A 19,921-nucleotide genomic window follows, 5' to 3' on the forward strand; every position below is an offset into this window, starting at 1 on the left:
AAAATAAGGGGGAAATACAAAATGGAAGAAAAACAAATAATTTATGTTGTTTCCGATTCGGTTGGTGAAACAGCAGAACTTGTTACGAAAGCAGCAATCAGTCAATTTTCAGGACATAATGTAAATGTTTTGATAAAAAGATTTCCCTTCGTGGAGGATCGATCGAATATACATGAAGTAGTGCTACAGGCTAAGTTAGAACATGGCATGATTGCCTATACCTTGGTAAAGCCAGAAATGCGAAATTATATGAGCGAACTTGCAAGAGAAGTGGGAGTATATGCTTGTGATATTATTGGTCCAATCATTGATCAATTTCAAATGCTATGGGGAAAAACTCCATTGTTTGAACCTGGACTTGTCCGAAAATTGGATGATGATTATTTTAAAAAAGTGGAAGCAATTGAATTTGCGGTTAAATATGATGATGGAAGAGATCCAAGGGGGCTGGATAAAGCAGATATTATTTTGCTTGGGGTGTCAAGAACCTCTAAAACACCACTTTCGCAATTTTTAGCACATAAAAGAGTAAAGGTTGCAAATGTCCCGATCGTGCCAGAAGTAGATCCTCCTAAAGAGCTTTTTGAACAACCTGCAAGTAAATGCTTTGGGTTAAAGATTAGTCCGCAAAAATTGAATAATATCCGAAAAGAACGTTTAATTTCATTAGGATTAAGTGATAGTGCAAGTTATGCACGTATTGAGCGAATTAAAGAGGAAATAACCTATTTTGATCAAATTGTGAACCAAATAGGATGTCCTGTTATTGATGTTACGAACAAAGCAGTAGAGGAAACAGCGAATATTATTTTTAATCTCTATTACCGTACAAAACATAATTCTTGATTTTTTATCCCACTCTTAACGGGCAGTAAAACCCCCACCTCGGGGATGCTGAGAAATCGAGGAAGCTAGGTGGGGGATAACTGCCCATAAAGGTCCGATAAGTGCAACTAACCATCAGCGGGGGATGAGGAAAAAACCTCCACTGATGGAAGTTTACTTTATCTATTTATCCTATAATTTGACTTTGTCTTGATTAGCGGTAAGGTCTTTCTATTTTCGTTTATTAAAACTCTTGCTCTTCCTCTTCATGCAAATATACTAAAAATAGAGAACAAATTTGTCCTGCATTTTTGAAAAAAACAATGGAAATTCCTTTGTTTATGTACTATAATAAAAAATTGTGATAAAAAAGTATTATATTTAGGTTTAGAGTTGATGGATAACGAATAAACTATTTATTGTTAGAAGTCAAGAAAAAAGTATAAAAAACTTTCGACAATACTTCTTTCTTCGAAAAAAAAATTTGGAAGAAGGAATATGTGGAGTGATGTAGAATAAGTAGTACATTAGGGAAACATACCATCTATGTTGACGCTGATTCCTGTCCAGTAAAGCAGGAAATTGTCGAAATTGCTAAAAACTATTATTTCGAGCTGTTATTTATTGCTTCTTATGCTCATATGACAAAAGAGCAGGAAGAGATGAAGTGGAAATATGTTGACAGCAGCAAAGAAGCAGTTGATTTATTTATTATGAATAAAGTGAAAAAACAGGATATTGTCATCACACAAGATATTGGTTTAGCCTCTACTCTTTTATTAAAAGGAGTGTATGTTCTTTCTCCAAGGGGAATTGTAATGGAAGAGAAGGATATTCAAACTGCTTTGGATATGCGCTATTTATCTGCCAAAGCAAGAAGAAGAGGCATATATGGAAAAGGGCCAAAATCGTTTAGTGAGGACGACCGCCAAAGATTTAAGAAAAATTTAAAGAGAATTTTGTCGAAAATTGAAGGAGTTTAACATTTTGTGTCGAATACTTCAAGTAGGCAAGTAGTAGGGGAGATGTCTTAAATGGCCGGGCTTATTCCTGAAGAGAAAATAAATGAAATAAAACAAGCGATTGATATTGTGGATGTTATTGGAGAACATATCCAATTAACAAAACAAGGTCGTAATTATTTAGGATTATGTCCATTTCACGGAGAAAAAACCCCATCATTTTCTGTTTCTCCAGAAAAACAAATTTTCCACTGTTTTGGCTGCAATGCAGGCGGAAATGTATTTTCTTTTTTAATGGACCTAGAAGGGTATTCTTTTCAAGAAGTTGCTGCAAAATTAGCACAAAGAGCAAATCTTGATATTGGTATTGAATTGACAGAAGCAGAGAAGAAAAAAGATATACCAAATGATATCCAACAAATGCTGGATGCTCATGATTTGTTAACTAAATTTTATCATCATTTGCTGGTAAATACAAAAGATGGTCAACACGCACTTGAATATTTACTGAATAGAGGGTTTACTCTTCCTGTTATTGAAAAGTTTCAAATAGGATGTTCTTTGCAAACATGGGATTTAGCAGTAAAGTTTTTAGGGAAAAGAAAATATAATGTTTCATTGATGGAAAAAGCAGGATTAATTATTAAAAGTGAAAAGGATGATAAGTATTTCGATCGCTTTAGAGATCGAATCATATTTCCCATCACGGATCATAATGGCCACACAATTGCATTTTCGGGACGTGCGCTAGGGGATTCTCATCCCAAATACCTAAACAGTCCTGAAACACCAATTTTTAATAAAAGCAGTACGCTTTATAATTTTCATATGGCAAGGCCAACCATTCGGAAGATGCAGCATGCGGTACTATTTGAAGGATTTGCTGATTGTATCGCGGGTTCAAAGTCTGGCATAGAAAATGGAATTGCAACGATGGGTACAGCTCTAACAGATGATCATGTTGCTACTCTAAAAAGAAATGCTCAAACAGTTACTATTTGCTATGACTCCGATTCTGCTGGAATCGAAGCAGCCTATCGTGCGGGACAGCTTTTAACAAAAGCAAACATTACTGTTAAAGCGGCATTATTGCCGGATGGAATGGATCCAGATGATTTTTTTAACCAATTTGGGAAAGAAAAATTGCAGCATGAAATTCTTCACAACAGTCTTCCTTATATGAGCTTTAAATTACTTTATTTTCGAAGAGGTAAAAATCTTCAAAATGAAGGAGATAAGCTAGCCTATATAGAAGAAGTACTAGGAGAAATTGCTAAGCTTGAGAAGGCAGTTGAAAAAGACCATTATATAAGACAGCTTGCTTCAGAGTTTTCAATCTCTTTAGAAGCATTGCAGCAGCAAGAGAGTCAGCTTGCCGATTCTCTGCAAAGAAATAATTCAAATAAAAGCATTAGTACGCCAGTTAAGCAATATAGTGTAAGAAAACAAATGAAAAATTTATTGCCTGCTTTTCATACGGCTGAAAGAAGACTGCTTGCACATATGCTGAAAAGCGAAGACACTGCTTTTAAAGTGCAGGAGTTTTTGCAAGGAAAAAGTTTTAATATTGATGAACACCAGGCAATATTTACGTATCTGCTAGCTTATTATGAAAAAGGACAAATCTCTGATACAAGCTCATTTATTAATTTCCTTGATGATAGTGAATTAAAGCGGATGGTAGTAGATATTGAAATGATGGATATCAACGACGAAATTAGTGATCAAGAATTATTGGATTACATGAAGCAAATGTTAAATTATGAGAAGTTGTTGGTAATAAAAGAAAAAAAAACATTGCAAAAAGAAGCTGAACGACAACAGGATTATGTTCAGGCTGCTAAAATAGGCATGGAAGTGCTGTTGTTAGAAAAAGCGCTAAAATAATGAAAACGGATTTTGTCTTGATTTTTTGGAAGGAGGGGGACATATGGCTGAAAAGTCAGCCCGTTCAAAAGAGGTTGAAACGGAATTGACCCTTGATCAGGTAAAGGAACAAATAACACAAGTAGGTAAAAAAACTGGTGTGTTAGCATATGATGATATTGCAGAAAAGTTATCGAGTTTTGAATTAGATTCCCATCAAATGGATGAGTTTTATGAATTTTTAGGAGATCAAGGCATCGAACTTATCGGTGATACAGAAGATGAGGCTCCTAATGTTCAAGAGCTTACTAAAGGGGAGGAAGAATTTGATTTAAATGATTTAAGTGTTCCTCCTGGAGTGAAAATAAACGATCCAGTTAGAATGTATTTAAAAGAAATTGGCAGAGTAGATTTATTATCTGCAGAAGAAGAAATCAATTTGGCCAAACGTATTGAAAAAGGGGATGAGGAAGCGAAGCGACGACTTGCAGAAGCAAACCTGCGTTTAGTTGTCAGCATTGCCAAAAGATATGTAGGCCGTGGAATGATGTTTCTTGATCTTATCCAAGAAGGTAATATGGGATTAATTAAAGCAGTTGAAAAATTTGATTATATCAAGGGATATAAATTTAGTACTTATGCTACTTGGTGGATTCGCCAAGCGATTACAAGAGCTATTGCGGATCAGGCTAGAACAATTCGTATACCCGTTCATATGGTTGAAACGATAAATAAATTAATTCGTGTGCAGCGTCAACTTCTTCAAGATTTAGGACGTGAACCAACGCCTGAAGAAATTGGAGAAGATATGGACTTAACTCCAGACAAAGTAAGAGAAATCCTTAAAATTGCTCAAGAGCCAGTATCGTTAGAAACACCAATTGGGGAAGAAGATGATTCTCATTTAGGTGATTTTATTGAAGACCAAGATGCGACCTCTCCATCTGAGCATGCTGCTTATGAATTGTTAAAAGAACAATTAGAGGATGTTTTGGATACATTAACGGATCGTGAAGAAAATGTATTAAGACTTCGTTTTGGCCTAGATGATGGCCGTACACGAACATTGGAAGAAGTCGGAAAAGTTTTCGGTGTAACCCGTGAACGAATTCGCCAAATTGAAGCAAAAGCATTAAGAAAGTTAAGACATCCAAGCAGAAGCAAACGATTAAAAGATTTCTTAGAGTAAAAGATTTTATCAAAAAATTCAAAGGATGGATTGAATAGAAATAGTTTACTTCTTACAATGGAAGTAGCTATTTCTTTTTTTATGAAAAAGTGAATGAACTACTCGGCTTTCGTTGAAATTTGTGCTTATTTATAGTCAAAACGGACGTTGGCTCTGTTCGCGACACCTTTTATTGTGTTTTATAGGTATACAGAAATATTTTATCTGAGCCTGCTATTACATAAGGATGTGAAAAAATGGATCTAGATAGAAAAAAAATAATTGTCAAAGAAATTGTCTATTGGAAAGAAAATCGTATGCTTCCAGCGCACTACTGTGATTATTTGTTATCACTTTATACAGCAGGAAACCAATCAATGGAAAAAGAAACAAATAAGAAAATAGGGGGTTTGTTCCATATTCTTTTTTTGTTGCTGATTCCTCTTACTACAGTTTTATTATATTTTACTGAATTGTCTTTCATTTTGCAAATAGCTATTTCTCAAATTTTTCTAACTTTTTGTTTGATTGGTCTTTATTTTTACAAAAAAAAGACTAAATCGATAGACATACCTGTTGTTGCTGCAGCCTTGATTGTTTTATTGACAAGTGTCTATGTTGTTTTACGTATTTTTTCACATGATTTTATTTTTTTATCTATTGTTTTACTATTTAATTGTATTATTTGGTTTATCGCAGGAAGGAAATTTAAGTTATTATATTTTACGATTTCTTCCTGCATAGGTTTTGTGTTAGTATGTAGTTTATTCTTCATTAAAATGATATAAGTAAAGGTTTTTTTGCATCCTTCTGCAACTAAAATTATACTATTAGATGCGCAGAAAGAAAAAATGAGAGAGAAGATGAAATGTGGGGGTAAAATGAATACAGATAAATTATCACATCGATTAGAAACGGTGGCAAAATATATTCCAATGGGAGCCTCATTTGCAGATATTGGATCAGACCATGCGTATTTACCTTGTTATATGCTGAAAAAAAATAAAGCTTCTTTTGCGATAGCTGGCGAAGTAGTAGATGGACCATACCAATCAGCCTGCAAACAAGTTAGAGAGGAAGGACTGACTTCTTTCATTTCAGTCAGAAAAGGGAATGGATTAGAAGTAATTGAACAGGGAGAAGTAGATTGTATTACTATTGCAGGGATGGGAGGATCATTAATCGCTACCATTCTTGAACAAGGCAAACAAAAACTTTCCACAGTAAAACGTTTAGTTTTACAACCCAATATTCACGCCTATTCGATAAGGCTGTGGCTAGTTGAAAATGGCTGGGAGTTAATAAAAGAAGAAATTATTGAAGAAGATGGCAAGATATATGAAATATTGGCTGCGGAAAAAGGGCTGGCCAAAAATCCTTATACTGGCAATATGGATAAAGGCTTATTATTCGGTCCATTCCTTATGAGGGATAAAAACAAAGCATTTCAAAAAAAATGGTCAGCAGAACGGAACAATTGGGAGAGAATCTTGAAGCAGCTTTCTTTGGCACCAGATTCAGAAGAAAATCAAACAAAAAAACAAGAACTAGAATGGAAAATAAACATGGTGAGGGAGGTATTAGCAGATGAAACAAATGAACGGATTTGAGGTCATTTCTTTATTTGAACAATATTCTCCAAAAGCTTATGCAATGGAAGGCGATAAAATTGGTCTTCAAGTGGGAGATCTAAGCAGACCTGTAAAAAATGTCATGATTGCATTAGATGTGTTAGATGAGGTTGTAGAAGAAGCGATAGCTAAAAATGTGGATTTAATTATTGCCCATCATCCGCCGATATTCCGTCCATTGTCTAAAATTACAAGCGATAATCCATCTGGTCGATTAATGCAGAAATTAATTAAATATGATATCTCTGTTTATGCGGCTCATACTAATTTAGATGTTGCTAAAGGTGGAGTCAATGACTTATTAAGCGAGGCATTGGGTTTGAAAAATGCAGAAGTACTTGTGCCGACATATGAAGATAAATTGAAAAAATTAGTTGTATTTGTTCCAAACGAACATGCAGAAGAAGTAAAAAACGCATTAGGCAATGCGGGAGCTGGTGCGATAGGGGAGTATTCCCATTGTCTTTTTGAAACAGAAGGCAAAGGTCAATTTAAACCAGGTAAAGGTACAAATCCTTATATTGGAGAACAAAATAAGCTGGAATTAGTAGAAGAAACAAAAATAGAGACTGTTTTTCCTGATTCTATAGAAAAAAAAGTAATAAAAGCAATGATAAAATCCCATCCATATGAAGAGGTAGCCTATGATATTTTTGATCTTCAAATAAAGGGAGAACAATTAGGATTAGGAAGAATCGGAAAGGTAGAAGAAATGACACTGTCTGCTTTTGTCGAACATGTAAAAAAAGCATTAGATGTAGATGCAGTTCGAGTAGTGGGAGATTTGCAGACCAAAGTCAATAAAGTGGCTGTTTTAGGAGGAGATGGAAACAAATATTATTCCCAAGCTCTTTTTAAAGGTGCAGATGTATATGTAACTGGAGATTTGTATTATCATGTTGCACATGACGCCAAGGCATTAGGGTTAAACATAATCGACCCAGGACATAATGTAGAAAAGATCATGAAAAAAGGAGTTGCACATATATTAACAACAATGTGTGCAAAAAAAGGTGCAGATATAGAGATTTTTCCTTCTGAAATAGAAACGGATCCATTTCAGTTTGTGTAATTATTCCTAGTACTTGTCGGCTGCAAACTACTACCTGCAAGAACACCATACTTTACAGGGTAGACACTCATGCAGCAAAAATTTGCACCATGGCGCATGAAAAGAGTCAGATTCTAATATTTGAAGCGCGGAGCAGTCAGAATACACGAAGACTCCTACGGGATTAGCGAGACAGGTGAGATCCCGCAGGAGCAAAGCGACGAGGAGGCTAACCGCTCGCCCCGTGGAAAGCGAAGTGTATTCTGACTGCGGTCTTTATTTTTCAAGGTAGCCTGAGGGAAAAATGTTTACATGTCCATGAAAGTAGAGGAGAATATCTAATAAAGTAAACTTCCATCAGTGGGGGTTTTTCCTCATCCCACACTGATGGTTAGTTGCACTTATCGGACCTTTACGGGCAGTAAGACCCCCACCTAGATTCCTCGTTTTCTCGGCATCTTGAGGTGGGGGTCTTACTGCCCGTTAAAAGTGGGATAAATTAGCATAAGCCGATAATGAGGCGCCTTCCGCTTTTCTTTTTGTCTAGCTCCAGCGCCTATTGCCTATCAAACTTCAGGTCATCTCCCTACGATAAGTCAACAGCAATTCGCTATCGCTCATCGTGTTTCCTTAATCTCAGTCGAAGCCCTTCCAGTTTGTACGGCGATGATCAAGGCGCTTGGGCTTTTCTTTTTACCGTTTTACTTTTGGGAGTATTTTGTGCAAGGGTACTTTTTTCTCGCGGTCCCAGGTACTTTCATCTGCAGGATCATATTGATCTAGAAAGTTGATTACTTCTTTCGTAATTGGAGTTGGAGTAGAAGCGCCGGCTGTAACTGCTACAACATTCGCGTCTTTAATCCAATCCAGCTGCAGTTCGGAAATATCTGCAATTCTGTATGCGGTTGTATGCGCAATTTCTTCTGATACTTGTGCCAGACGGTTCGAATTATTGCTTTTTGGATCTCCTACAACAATCAGAACATCTGCTTCACCAGCCTGTTGTGCCACTGCCTCTTGTCGAACCTGCGTTGCCAAACAAATTTCTTTATGGAATTCAGCATGTGGAAATTTAGATTGAATGGCTTCCATTAAATCAGCTACATCCCATTGGCTCATGGTTGTTTGGTTTGTTACAAGTATCTTTTCCTGCTTAATTTCCAATTTCTCTACATCCGCTATGGTTTCAACGAGAGAGACAACGTGTGGGGCTACGCCAACTGCTCCTTCAGGTTCTGGATGTCCTTTTTTTCCAATATAAATGATAAAGTAGCCTTCTTTTTCTTTTTCCCTTATTAAATCGTGGGTTTTTGTAACATCAGGACATGTTGCATCCAAGGTTACCAAGCCTTTTTGTTTGGCCATTTCTCTTATTTCAGGAGAAACACCGTGTGCAGTGAATATGACGGTTCCTTTATCTACTTTCTCTAATATTTCTTTTCGGTTATGTCCATCCAATGTAATGATGCCATCTTCTTCGAATGCATCTGTTACATGTTTATTATGGACAATCATTCCGAGAATATAGATAGGTCTCGGTAATGTTTTATCTAAAGCCGCGTTTCGGGCAATAACCATCGCATCAACTACCCCGTAGCAATAACCCCTTGGGGCAATCTTAATTACTTTCATGTCTTAACTCCTCCCGCTAGGCACTTTCTTCTATTTACCATCCATTTATCAACACAACAATAATTGGAAGAAAAAATGCATGTAAATCATGCAATATTTCTATTATATATAACTTATGTACAGATGACAAAGTATTAAAATAGCAAATGCGTCATGCTTTTGATAAAGCATGACGCATGGATGCTAAAAAGCCAATATACTTGTAGCCTTAAAGAATAGACAGATGATTCAATTGTACAATTTCATGCTGTACGAAACTATTTTTACTTCGGGGTGTGAAGCTAGGGGGAAGTAATAGAACCGGAATTGGACATGGACATTCGTGTTGGGAGAACCACAAGAAAATTATTGTTGTGCTTCGACAGCCTGAGGTAGGATATTAAATATACAGCTTTGGAACAGAAGGACCTTTTGAAATTTCAGAGTCATCTTCTGTTTCCCATTCATCCACTTCAGTGGATTCACCAGAGATTTTTTTTGATGTAGAAGATGTATTTTTTGTGATAGTATTTTTATTTTTTTTAGTTGGTGCATCTTCAGCAACAGAAGTTTCTTCCTCGGAAGAACTGAAATTTTTTAATCCTCTATATAATTTCCACATGGCAGGAATATTGCGAACCATTGGGCCGTATTGATTAATCATTGGACCTAGCTGGCTGGCTGTATTAAGAAATTTTTGCGAGTTAGCAAGAAATCCATTAATGGATGCAGGATTTGAAATGGCTTTGAGAATTCCACCGCCAGAGCCGGCAGCACTTCTAGCACCAGCATTTGCGACATTTCTAGTTGCATTGGAAGCACCGCTGTTTCCTCTGCCTAGCAGTTTAGCTAGAATGCCTCCTCCACTTCTAGCTGGAGCTCCTCCTCTTCCCATCATTGGGTTTGGGAAATTCGGCGGACCTTGCTGTATCATTCTACCTCCCATCATGCCTCTTTGATAAGGATTACGCAGTCTTGGTGGCATTTTTTTGCCTCCTTTCACATTAGCTACTTTATCCCACTCTTAACGGGCAGTAAAACCCCCACCTCGGGGATGCCGAGAAATCGAGGAAGCTAGGTGGGGGATAACTGCCCGTAAAGGTCCGATAAGTGCAACTAACCATCAGTGGGGATGAGGAAAAACCCCACTGATGGAAGTTTACTTTATAAGGTATGCAAATACACCATTTTTGTTTAGGATTTATGCGGAGTAAACGTAAAATCGAAAAAGCGGGCAACAAAATAATCATACTAAAATAGTACCATTGCGTTAAAACTAATAAATATCATATATAAGTGGTCTTTTAGGCAAATCTTTATTATAATAACATGATGAACAAGTGAGCAAATAAAAGAAAAGCAATCATTAAATTCAGACTTCTTTTTATATAAAATCACGTTAAAGTAAAAAGTTGTTTGACATCATATTTTGCTTTCGGCTGTTTTGCATCACCATGAAGGAGTTTAAAAATGAGTGAAACAAAATTTAATCAATATAATCTAAAGCCATTTATTATAAAAGCGGTAGAAGAGTTAGGTTTTTATGAGCCGACAGAAATTCAGGCTAAAGTTATGCCGTTAATGTTAAAAGGAGAAAGTGCTATTGGACAATCCCAGACTGGGACTGGAAAAACCCATTCCTATTTATTGCCGATCATGCAAAAAATAGTGCCGGAGAAACAAGAAGTACAAGCAGTTATAACTGCACCCACAAGAGAATTAGCAACGCAAATTCATCAGGAAATATTAAAAATAACAAAACATGCAGATTCCGTGATTACATCCCGCGTATTTATTGGGGGTACAGACAAGCAGAGAACCATTGAAAAATTAAAAGCTCAACCGCATATTGTGGTTGGAACTCCTGGAAGAATAAACGATTTAGTAAAAGAGCAAGCATTGTTGGTATATACAGCATCAACTTTAATTGTCGATGAAGCAGATTTAATGTTAGATATGGGCTTTATTGAAGATGTGGATGAGGTTGCGGCGAGAATGCCTAAAGATCTAAATATGTTTGTTTTCTCTGCAACCATTCCAGAAAAATTAAAACCATTTTTAAAAAAATATTTAGAAAATCCTACCTTTATTCATATCGAACCAAAACAGCTGACAGCTGCAAAAATCGAACATGTGCTTATCCCGTCAAGACACAGGGATAAAGTAACGACTGTATATGAAGCACTATCTAACTTTAATCCTTATTTAGCGATCGTTTTTACTAATACGAAACAAATGTGCGATGAAGTAGCGATGGGGCTTGCAAATAAAGGACTAAAAGTAGCAAGGCTGCATGGTGGATTAAGTCCGAGAGAAAGAAAAAAAGTAATGAAGCAAATATTGGACCTGGAATTTCAATATATCATTGCAACAGATTTGGCTGCTAGGGGAATCGATATAAAAGGAATAAGTCATGTTATTAATTATGAGCTTCCTTCTGATTTGGATTTCTATGTTCATCGTGTCGGCAGAACGGCTCGTGCAGGCTATTCAGGCATTGCTTTAACCATTTATGAACCATCTGATGAGGATGCGTTAAATCAGCTTGAAAAGCGTGGCATCGAATTTAAAAATATGGATTTGAAAAATGGCGAATGGATTTCCATTGAAGATAGAAATCGTCGAAAAAAACGTCAAAAACAAGCAGATGAAGTGGATGCTAAAGCCAAATCTTTAGTAAAAAAACCGAATAAAGTAAAACCAGGCTATAAAAAGAAAATGCAGCGTGAAATGGAAAGCATTAAGAAAAGAGAAAGACGAATCAAAAGCAAAAGAAAATAAAGAGGACAGGCTGTCGACAAACGCTCGATTTCTGCGTTGTCCGCCTTGCTCGGATGCTCATTAAGGGTAAAAGAGGATGAACGACTAAGTACAATCAAGGAAAATCGACTAACTACGCCACGGCCTTATGTCTTCGTCGATTGACTCGAATCCTTGAAGTCTCGATCAGCCTGCAGTTTGTGAAAATACTACTTTGTCTACATCCTGGGAGGAGAGGTTATTTTGTTGAAAATTGGTTCACATGTTTCGATGAGCGGCAAAAAAATGCTTTTAGCTGCGAGTGAAGAAGCGATTTCTTACGGTGCAAATACGTTTATGATTTATACAGGTGCACCACAAAATACAAGAAGAAAAAAAATTGAAGAATTAAATATTGAAGCAGGTCATCGCCATATGGAGGAACATGGGATTACAGATATTATCGTTCATGCTCCATATATTATTAATATTGCCAATACAACGAATCCGGCAACTTATGAACTTGGTGTGAATTTTCTGCGTTCTGAAATTGAACGAACAGAAAGTTTAGGAGCAAAACAAATTGTTCTGCATCCAGGCGCTCATGTTGGTGCTGGAACAGAAATTGGCATAAAAAGAATAGTAGAAGGATTAAATGAAGTTTTGACAGGCAAAGAAAATCTGCAAATCGCATTGGAAACGATGGCTGGTAAAGGATCTGAATGTGGAAAAACTTTTGAAGAGCTGGCAATGATTATGGATGGCGTCATCTATAACGATAAACTATCTGTTTGTTTTGATACATGTCATACGCATGATGCAGGATATAATATTGTGGAAGATTTTGATGGTGTATTAGATGAATTTGATCGCGTTATCGGAATAGAAAAGCTGAAGGTTCTGCATATTAACGACAGCAAAAATGCTCAAGGCATGAGAAAAGACCGTCATGAAAATATTGGACATGGTCATATTGGCTTTGATGCCCTAAAGAAAATTGTTCATCATCCACAGCTGATTGATATAGTGAAAATCTTGGAAACACCTTATGTTGGGGAAGATAAAAAAAATAAAAAAGCGCCATATAAACATGAAATTGAAATGTTAAAAAGCCAAGAATTCAATTCTAATTTATTGGACGATATATTAATGGGATAAAAACAAAACAATCCATCTTTGCAGCATTTTAGATGACAGGATGGATTGTTCACTGTTTTATAGCCTACCTTATTGGAACCTTCTGATTTGGAAGGTTTTTTATATTAGGCTCTTTTCGTATAGATTGTTGTTATATAATAAAATAACCCACAGCCTTAATATCATCGCTTTCTGTGGGCTACGCCTGAGCCGCTTCGTCGTCGTTTCACTCCTGCTATCTTCTCGCCTGACTTGCTAAGCCCACAGGAGTCTACGTGTATTAGGCTGCTCAGTACATCTATAAGGTTTTTCAACTTATTAAAAAGCAACAAATTTTTAAAAACAGCCTTAAATTAAAAGCAAAGTAAACAAAAAAATGAAAAGAGAAAAGCCAGTATTCCTTATCAATGTATTTTTGTGGTTTATATGTGAAAAAAGTCGCTTATTTTGCAAAAAGATTAAATAGTTCATTTACTTCTTTAGCAGTAGCTGGGCTTGTAATTTTGGAGATCTCCCTTATTAGCTGTGATCTATCTGCTGGGTTGAATATATTTACTTTTTTCCCGTTTAAATGATTTGCCAACTTTACCGCTTCCTCATCAGAAATAGCTACTTTAAATTGCTTGCTATATTTTAATAGCTCTGTTGAAGTTATATTGCCTATTTTATGGTTGATAATATTTTCAAAAATCTTCATGTCATCACTCCTCATATTTAACATATGAGCAAAATGGGTGAATTGTGCCTACTTTTTTTCAAAAACAGGTGCCTAAAATGCAGCTTGCTTTCTAGAAGTTCTTCTTGTATACTATTTTAGATAAATCGTAACCATTACTATACACTTTATATAAATGATACTACTCTTTTGATGAAAACGATAAGTTGATTATGAACTCCTTTGACTTAAAAATTTTTTGTAAATAAACATAGTTATAATTGGAGATGGGAGATTTGAATGTACAACATGCTTTAGAGATACTAAAAGACAAAGGATACAAACATACGGAGAAAAGAGAAGACATGCTTGAATTATTTGCACATCGCAATAAGTACATTACCGCAAAAGACGTGCTTGATGCACTAAAAAATGATTATCCAGGATTAAGTTTTGATACCATCTACCGAAACTTATCTTTATTCGTTCAGTTGAATATTTTTGAAATGACAGAGTTGAATGGAGAAAAACACTTCCGATTCACATGCTCGCATCAACAGCATCATCATCACTTTATTTGTTTAGAATGCGGAAAAACAAAAGAAATTATTACATGTCCGATGGAGGAATTAACCGATAATTTAAAAGGCTACGATGTCTCTGGCCATAAATTTGAGATTTACGGAAGATGTCCTGATTGTAAATAATGTTTATAAGAAAAGCGCAAGCGCCTTGCTCATTGCCGTACGAACTGGAAGGGCTTCGACTGAGATAAAGGAAACACGATGAGCGTTAGCGAATCGATGTTGACTTATCGTAGGGAGAAGACCTGAAGTTCGATAGGCAATAGGCGCTGGAGCTAGACAGCTATCTTACTTCAAAAAACTTATACTTTCTTATCTCTAGATAAAAGGGGTACCCATCAATTGTGATGGATACCCCTTTTTAGGAATTTAAAGAAGAAGCTCTCTTTTTTTTAATACTTATAAAAACCTCTGCAGTGTCATTTAACAGAAGTGTTGGCCCAGTTGGTAACCCATTGATACGCTTCATTCCAACTCGCTACTCTAATAACTCCTTCTGGAATCGGATCTCTATTGTATGGAGTGTCAAATAAAATTACCGGAATGCCGCATTCTTCATGAATCATTACTGCATTATCATGTTTATCTTCAAAAAATATATCCACTTCGTATTTTTTCACTGCGGCTATCTTATGATGGGTGCCAATAAGCTCAATATGGTCAAACGAAAGGCCATTAGTAGAAAACCATTCTTTTGTAATGTCTAGAAGATGAGAACTTCTTGCACTAATAAAGTATAATTCAAATTCCTGTTCCCATTTATTCAAAACGTAGCTAGCTCCTTCTGCAAGTGGGGAGGCAGCATAAATGCGTGCTTCATTATCAATAAACCATTGATTAAATTCTTCTTTTGACACATTTACAAGAGGATATAAATCATATTCCTTTATATTTTCTAATGTAATATTTAACTGAAAACTTTCATTTAAATACGGTACAAATGTGGAAGGGCATGTTACCGTACCATCAATATCAATCCCAAAACGTAATTTTTTCATTATGTACTCCTTTTTTATGTAAGCTATTTTGTAAAAAGCAATGTCTTTTTTTAAAATAGATGCAAATTTCACTTTATTAGTTTAACAAAATAAAACAAAACTAGAAAGGTTTTCGTATATCCCACTCTTAACGGACGGTAATCCCCCCACCTCAAGATGCCGAGAAAATGAGGAAGCAAGGTGGGGATTAGGAAAAACCCATACTAATGGAAGTTTACTTTATCGTAAAAATCAACTTTCTAATGAATAGTTGTTAATCGAGTAAAACATTTACAGCTATAAAAAGCACCAAATGGGTCATGATAATAAATGCTCCTATTTAATGAAAGCGAGGGATTCATCATGGCAGAAAATAAAAGCAATGAAGGATACGATCTTCGAGATAGAGAGCAACATGGTATTACAAACGAAGATTTTTTAGAAGAAACTTCAGCGGAAATTGCAGCACCAGCTCCGATAGCATATGAAAGAGATCGTGATATTGATCGTGATCGGGACCGTGATGTGGAAAGAGAAGATGGGGGGAAAGGGATAGGAATAACTGCATTAATCTTATCCATTATATCCTTATTTGTCTGGCCGATTCTTTTGGGAGCAGTGAGCATAGTTTTAGGATTTATGGCAAGAAGAAGGGGAGCACTAAGTCTTGGTACATGGGCTATTTCTTTAGGAGCTATTTCCATTATCATTGGAATTTTTATTGCTCCATTCTTTTAGATAATGAAAAACCGCTCAAAAGCAATAACTTTTGAGCGGTTTTCCTTTTTATCCCACTCTTAACGGGCAGTAATCTCCCCACCTCTGGGGAATCGAGGAAGCTAGGTGGGGGATTACTGACCGTAAAAGTCCGATAAGTTCTACTAACCATCAGTGGGGGATGAAGAAAACCCCCACTGATGGAAAGGTTCACTTTATGAATTTATTTTTTCAGCTTCTTCGATTGCTTTTTTTGCAAAATATTCTTCGGCAATGATGTCTATTTCTTTCTTTAGTTCTTCTACCATTGTCTCTTCTGGTACCTTACGAATAATTTTTCCTTTGCGGAATAATAACCCTTCCCCACGGGCACCAGCGATTCCTATATCCGCTTCTCTTGCTTCCCCAGGTCCGTTAACTGCACAACCGAGTACAGCTACTTTAATAGGGGCTTTAATGGTGGAGATATATTCTTCCACTTCGTTTGCAATTGAAATCAAATCTATTTCAATTCGGCCGCAAGTTGGGCATGAAATAAGTGTTGCTGCATTGGAAGATAATCCAAATGATTTCAACAATTCACGGGCAACTTTTACTTCTTCAACAGGATCCGCACTTAATGAAATTCGAAGAGTATTTCCAATTCCTCTGCTAAGTATCGCACCTAGTCCAGCTGCACTTTTAACTGTTCCGGCAAATAATGTACCTGATTCTGTGATTCCAAGATGCAATGGATAATCAAAAGCTTGTGCTGCTTTTTCATAAGCTTCGATTGCCAAGTTCACATCAGAAGCTTTCATAGATACGATAATATTATGGAAGTCCAAATCCTCCAAGATTTTTATATGGTGAAGGGCGCTTTCCACCATTCCATCTGCCGTTGGATAACCATATTTTTCAAGAATTCTTTTTTCGAGTGAACCGGCGTTTACACCAATTCGAATGGGAATCCCTTTTTCTTTCGCTGCTTTTACAACTGCTTCTACTTTTTCTCTCTTCCCGATATTTCCAGGATTGATTCTGATTTTATCAGCACCGCCTTCAATTGCTTTAAGGGCAAGACGATAATCAAAGTGAATATCTACAACAAGTGGAATGTTTATTTGTTTTTTAATGTCTGCAATTGCGTTGGCTGCACGTTCATCAGGACAAGCAACACGAACAATCTGACATCCAGCTTCTTCAAGCCTCTTTATTTCTGCAACAGTAGCCTCGACATCATGTGTTTTCGTTGTTGTCATGCTTTGAATGACAAGTTCATTATTTCCTCCAATTGTTAAATTGCCAACTTTAATTGGACGGGTTTTTGTACGATGTATTATTTCACTCAATGGTGATTCGCTCCTTTAAACATTGGACACGCCAAATATATAGTAATGCTTTTATTTATTTTAATTATTAAACCACTTTCCTATTGTAACAATGAACTATAAAGGTTGACAAGGAACTTGATGATTTTTACAATCTCTTTTATTTTTCTTAAACACACGCTTTTCATAAAAGATAAGGGAGTATAAGTTTTCTGAAGTCAGAGAAGTGTCTAGCGCTAGCGCCCTATCGACTTCAACGCTTCCCTCACCTCGCTTGCGTAGTCAACATCGACGCTTGCGTTCTTCGTGTTTCCTTTATCTCTTCAAGGAACACAAAACTAAAACCGCCACGTCCTTATGTCTTCGATTGTGTAATCCACATCCTGTGGACCTCAGCTTATTCTGTCGATGAGCAAGGGCGCTTACGCTTTTGTTATTGAATATTTTCATAATCAGGAAAATAATAAGTTTTTCCTACTTGAATATCTTCAGGCGATAATTTATTGTTTAATTTTTTAAAATCTTTAATTAGTTGATCGATGCTGACAGGCAGATTTTTATGCAGTTCGTCTTCCACAATCAGTAGAACAGTATCACCTGTTTTTACTTTTTGTTGGAAAGAAGGAATAGAGTTAGTTGGTGTAGCATGTACTTCTATTGCAGGCTCTTGGGTGGAGGAAAGGGTGCCATGGTTTAAATCAAAATAAATAACATAAATGGTTATAAAGACAAGTAGTGTGATGACGAGCCTTTTCATATGATCCCTCCTAAGTATAGAAATAGTATTTGGATGATAGTGATTCATATGCTTGCCCAAAAGTTTTTATTCTTCATTATTCGATCATGCTTTTCATTTAATACGAATAGGAGGAAAGAAATAGGAGAAAAGAAGTGAATTTAAGAAAAATTTACCTTAACTTTACAAATCCTTCATATAATTTTGTCAGAATAGATAGGTAGAGAACGGAGGATTTTAATGAAAAGAAAAGAAAATATTCCTAATGAATTTTCCATTCAAAAAAGGCTGCTTTTGCTTATGATGTCATTGTTAATAGCTACAGTGGCATCGGTTGCTTACGTGGCCGTTGATAAATCAAAGGAAATGGCTATTGAGCTGATGCATCAACGACTTGAACAGGAAGTAAAAGCAACCTATATAATGGCACAAAATATGATGCTCACTTATATAGGAAATGAAGAGAAATTTCACAAAAAAATGGAACAAGTAGTTCGAGATCAAGATGCAAATTTTTTAAAAGATAATATAAATGCTCACTATTATTTAGTTGCCAATAAAGGTGCTGCCCCGTTTAAAGTCAATAAAACGACTTCATTAAAAATAACGGAGGCTATTTTACAAGAAATAAAGCAAAAAGAATCTGGAGTGATCCAAGAGAAAATAGGAAAGGAATATTATTCCATTGCATTTGGAAAGATACAAGAATTAAAAGGCATCTATGTAATTGTTGTTCCACAGGAAGAATATTTGCAGAAGGTCAATGAAATACAAAGTCTTATTATTTTAGTGTCTGCCATCAGCGTTTTTACAACGTTGATTATTATCATTTATTTTGTTAGAAGTATTGTAAAACCTTTAAATTTGCTGAGAAATTGGATGAGAGAAGTGCGGGAAGGCAACCTGTTTATGCATCCGAATATAAAAACATCAGTACCAGAAATAAAATCCTTAATCACAAGCTATACAACCATGATGGAGAGGATGAAAATGGTTGTATCGGAAATGAAGTCGACAAGCAATCAATTATCTTACACCGGAAATGAACTGCAGGAACAGTCTATTTTTGTGATGGATAAAAATTCTATCCTTACAGAAATAATAGAGGCAGTAAAAAATGGAGCAAATGAAACGGCAGTTAGCTCAGAAACTTCGATCCAAATATTTCAAGAAATGAAGCAAATAGTTTCGCAAATGGATCTTAGAATGAAAGATATGAATAATAAAACAGACGCTATGAATGGTGCTGCACAAATTGGAGAAAGCAACATGAAGGATTTAGTCTATTCGTTTGATTCTGTGCAGAAAGAATTTATACATATAACCAATACCATGTTAAAAGTAAAAAAACATTCCCAATCCATAGAAAAAACAGTCCATTCTATTCGAGGATTAGCAGAACAAACAAAATTAATAGCATTAAATGCATCTATTGAAGCTGCAAGAGCAGGTGAAGATGGACGTGGATTTGCAGTGGTTGCGAACGAAGTACGAAAATTGGCGATGCTCTCTTCAGAAGCTACAGAGGAAATAAGATCATTCACAGTAGAAATGGATATAATTGCGGAAAAGGCATCGAATGATATCGTAAAAATAACAAATGAATTTACGAATTGTGAAACTATTTCTAAAAAAAGCAGCAACTCCTTTGATTTATTATTAACAGGCATTAAAGCAGTAAATAATGGAATTGCAGAGAATCAAGAGAAGCTTATGGAGCTGCAGACACTATTGCCAAAAATGGAGAATTCTTCCGTGCATTTAACTTCCATTAGTCAACAAACGTTAGCAAGCTCTGATGAAATGCAAACAATAGCAGCGCTACAGCAGGAAAAAGTAAAAAACAATGCAGAAGTCAGCACAAAATTAGCTCAACTAGTCGAATCATTGGAAAGTTGTGCGAATCAATTCCACTGAAATAGAAGAGGGTTGTCCTCCATTTACAAAATGGA

General features: G+C 36.0%; 18 protein-coding genes. 12 read left to right on the forward strand and 6 right to left on the reverse strand.

Annotated features, from left to right (window positions below; genetic code table 11):
• Positions 1 to 21: 21 nt before the first annotated feature.
• The 7 genes from ACTYBU_RS13005 to ACTYBU_RS13035 all read left to right on the forward strand — a co-directional run bounded on the left by ACTYBU_RS13005 (position 22) and on the right by ACTYBU_RS13035 (position 7,524).
• Positions 22 to 846 carry a pyruvate, water dikinase regulatory protein gene (locus ACTYBU_RS13005; RefSeq protein ID WP_445490368.1) on the forward strand — a complete coding sequence of 275 codons (825 nt, stop codon included), beginning with the start codon at positions 22 to 24 and terminating at the stop codon, positions 844 to 846.
• A gap of 521 nt (positions 847 to 1,367) precedes the next feature.
• Positions 1,368 to 1,808, forward strand: a complete 441-nt coding sequence (locus ACTYBU_RS13010; protein WP_445490537.1) for a YaiI/YqxD family protein — start codon at positions 1,368 to 1,370, stop codon at positions 1,806 to 1,808.
• A 51-nt stretch (positions 1,809 to 1,859) separates the two neighbouring features.
• The gene (gene dnaG, locus ACTYBU_RS13015; RefSeq protein WP_445490370.1) at positions 1,860 to 3,674 is read left to right on the forward strand and encodes a DNA primase; all 1,815 of its coding nucleotides are present in this window, start codon (positions 1,860 to 1,862) and stop codon (positions 3,672 to 3,674) included.
• Positions 3,675 to 3,717: 43 nt separating this feature from the next.
• Positions 3,718 to 4,842, forward strand: coding sequence for an RNA polymerase sigma factor RpoD (gene rpoD / locus ACTYBU_RS13020; protein WP_445490372.1), 1,125 nt, complete (start codon positions 3,718 to 3,720; stop codon positions 4,840 to 4,842).
• A gap of 236 nt (positions 4,843 to 5,078) precedes the next feature.
• Complete coding sequence (locus tag ACTYBU_RS13025; RefSeq protein WP_445490374.1) at positions 5,079 to 5,609, forward strand: hypothetical protein; 531 nt, start codon at positions 5,079 to 5,081, stop codon at positions 5,607 to 5,609.
• Between the two features lie 93 nt (positions 5,610 to 5,702).
• Positions 5,703 to 6,431, forward strand: coding sequence for a tRNA (adenine(22)-N(1))-methyltransferase (locus ACTYBU_RS13030; RefSeq protein WP_445490376.1), 729 nt, complete (start codon positions 5,703 to 5,705; stop codon positions 6,429 to 6,431).
• Positions 6,409 to 7,524, forward strand: a complete 1,116-nt coding sequence (locus tag ACTYBU_RS13035; RefSeq protein WP_445490378.1) for a Nif3-like dinuclear metal center hexameric protein — start codon at positions 6,409 to 6,411, stop codon at positions 7,522 to 7,524. Before ACTYBU_RS13030 ends, ACTYBU_RS13035 begins: the two co-directional genes overlap by 23 nt.
• A 672-nt stretch (positions 7,525 to 8,196) precedes the next feature.
• Here ACTYBU_RS13035 and ACTYBU_RS13040 read toward each other — a convergent pair.
• Positions 8,197 to 9,135 carry a 4-hydroxy-3-methylbut-2-enyl diphosphate reductase gene (locus ACTYBU_RS13040; RefSeq protein WP_445490380.1) on the reverse strand — a complete coding sequence of 313 codons (939 nt, stop codon included), beginning with the start codon at positions 9,133 to 9,135 and terminating at the stop codon, positions 8,197 to 8,199.
• A 379-nt stretch (positions 9,136 to 9,514) separates the two neighbouring features.
• The gene (vrrA, locus tag ACTYBU_RS13045) at positions 9,515 to 10,099 is read right to left on the reverse strand and encodes a VrrA/YqfQ family protein (protein WP_445490382.1); all 585 of its coding nucleotides are present in this window, start codon (positions 10,097 to 10,099) and stop codon (positions 9,515 to 9,517) included.
• A gap of 485 nt (positions 10,100 to 10,584) precedes the next feature.
• On the opposite strand from vrrA, the gene ACTYBU_RS13050 reads away from it, so the two are divergent.
• On the forward strand, positions 10,585 to 11,895 hold the full coding sequence (locus tag ACTYBU_RS13050) for a DEAD/DEAH box helicase (RefSeq protein ID WP_445490384.1): 1,311 nt from the start codon (positions 10,585 to 10,587) through the stop codon (positions 11,893 to 11,895).
• 222 nt (positions 11,896 to 12,117) lie between these two features.
• A complete protein-coding gene (locus ACTYBU_RS13055) occupies positions 12,118 to 13,011 on the forward strand; it encodes a deoxyribonuclease IV (protein ID WP_445490386.1) in 894 nt (297 codons plus the stop codon).
• Positions 13,012 to 13,432: 421 nt separating this feature from the next.
• On the opposite strand, the gene ACTYBU_RS13060 is transcribed toward ACTYBU_RS13055, so the two are convergent.
• The gene (locus tag ACTYBU_RS13060) at positions 13,433 to 13,687 is read right to left on the reverse strand and encodes a DUF2624 domain-containing protein (RefSeq protein ID WP_445490388.1); all 255 of its coding nucleotides are present in this window, start codon (positions 13,685 to 13,687) and stop codon (positions 13,433 to 13,435) included.
• Positions 13,688 to 13,941: 254 nt separating this feature from the next.
• On the opposite strand from ACTYBU_RS13060, the gene ACTYBU_RS13065 reads away from it, so the two are divergent.
• Positions 13,942 to 14,352: a Fur family transcriptional regulator gene (locus ACTYBU_RS13065; RefSeq protein ID WP_445490389.1), complete on the forward strand. Its 411-nt coding sequence runs from the start codon at positions 13,942 to 13,944 to the stop codon at positions 14,350 to 14,352.
• A gap of 296 nt (positions 14,353 to 14,648) precedes the next feature.
• On the opposite strand, the gene ACTYBU_RS13070 is transcribed toward ACTYBU_RS13065, so the two are convergent.
• Complete coding sequence (locus ACTYBU_RS13070; RefSeq protein WP_445490391.1) at positions 14,649 to 15,227, reverse strand: 5' nucleotidase, NT5C type; 579 nt, start codon at positions 15,225 to 15,227, stop codon at positions 14,649 to 14,651.
• 342 nt (positions 15,228 to 15,569) lie between these two features.
• On the opposite strand from ACTYBU_RS13070, the gene ACTYBU_RS13075 reads away from it, so the two are divergent.
• Positions 15,570 to 15,944: a DUF4190 domain-containing protein gene (locus ACTYBU_RS13075; protein ID WP_445490393.1), complete on the forward strand. Its 375-nt coding sequence runs from the start codon at positions 15,570 to 15,572 to the stop codon at positions 15,942 to 15,944.
• A 194-nt stretch (positions 15,945 to 16,138) separates the two neighbouring features.
• Here the strand turns inward: ACTYBU_RS13075 and ispG are convergent, their stop codons facing one another.
• On the reverse strand, positions 16,139 to 17,254 hold the full coding sequence (gene ispG, locus ACTYBU_RS13080; RefSeq protein WP_445490394.1) for a flavodoxin-dependent (E)-4-hydroxy-3-methylbut-2-enyl-diphosphate synthase: 1,116 nt from the start codon (positions 17,252 to 17,254) through the stop codon (positions 16,139 to 16,141).
• Positions 17,255 to 17,666: 412 nt separating this feature from the next.
• Positions 17,667 to 17,990 carry a hypothetical protein gene (locus tag ACTYBU_RS13085; protein WP_445490395.1) on the reverse strand — a complete coding sequence of 108 codons (324 nt, stop codon included), beginning with the start codon at positions 17,988 to 17,990 and terminating at the stop codon, positions 17,667 to 17,669.
• A 219-nt stretch (positions 17,991 to 18,209) separates the two neighbouring features.
• Between ACTYBU_RS13085 and ACTYBU_RS13090 the strand changes: the two genes are divergently transcribed.
• The gene (locus ACTYBU_RS13090) at positions 18,210 to 19,886 is read left to right on the forward strand and encodes a methyl-accepting chemotaxis protein (RefSeq protein WP_445490396.1); all 1,677 of its coding nucleotides are present in this window, start codon (positions 18,210 to 18,212) and stop codon (positions 19,884 to 19,886) included.
• Positions 19,887 to 19,921: the final 35 nt, after the last annotated feature.

Source organism: Niallia sp. 03133, assembly GCF_052663225.1.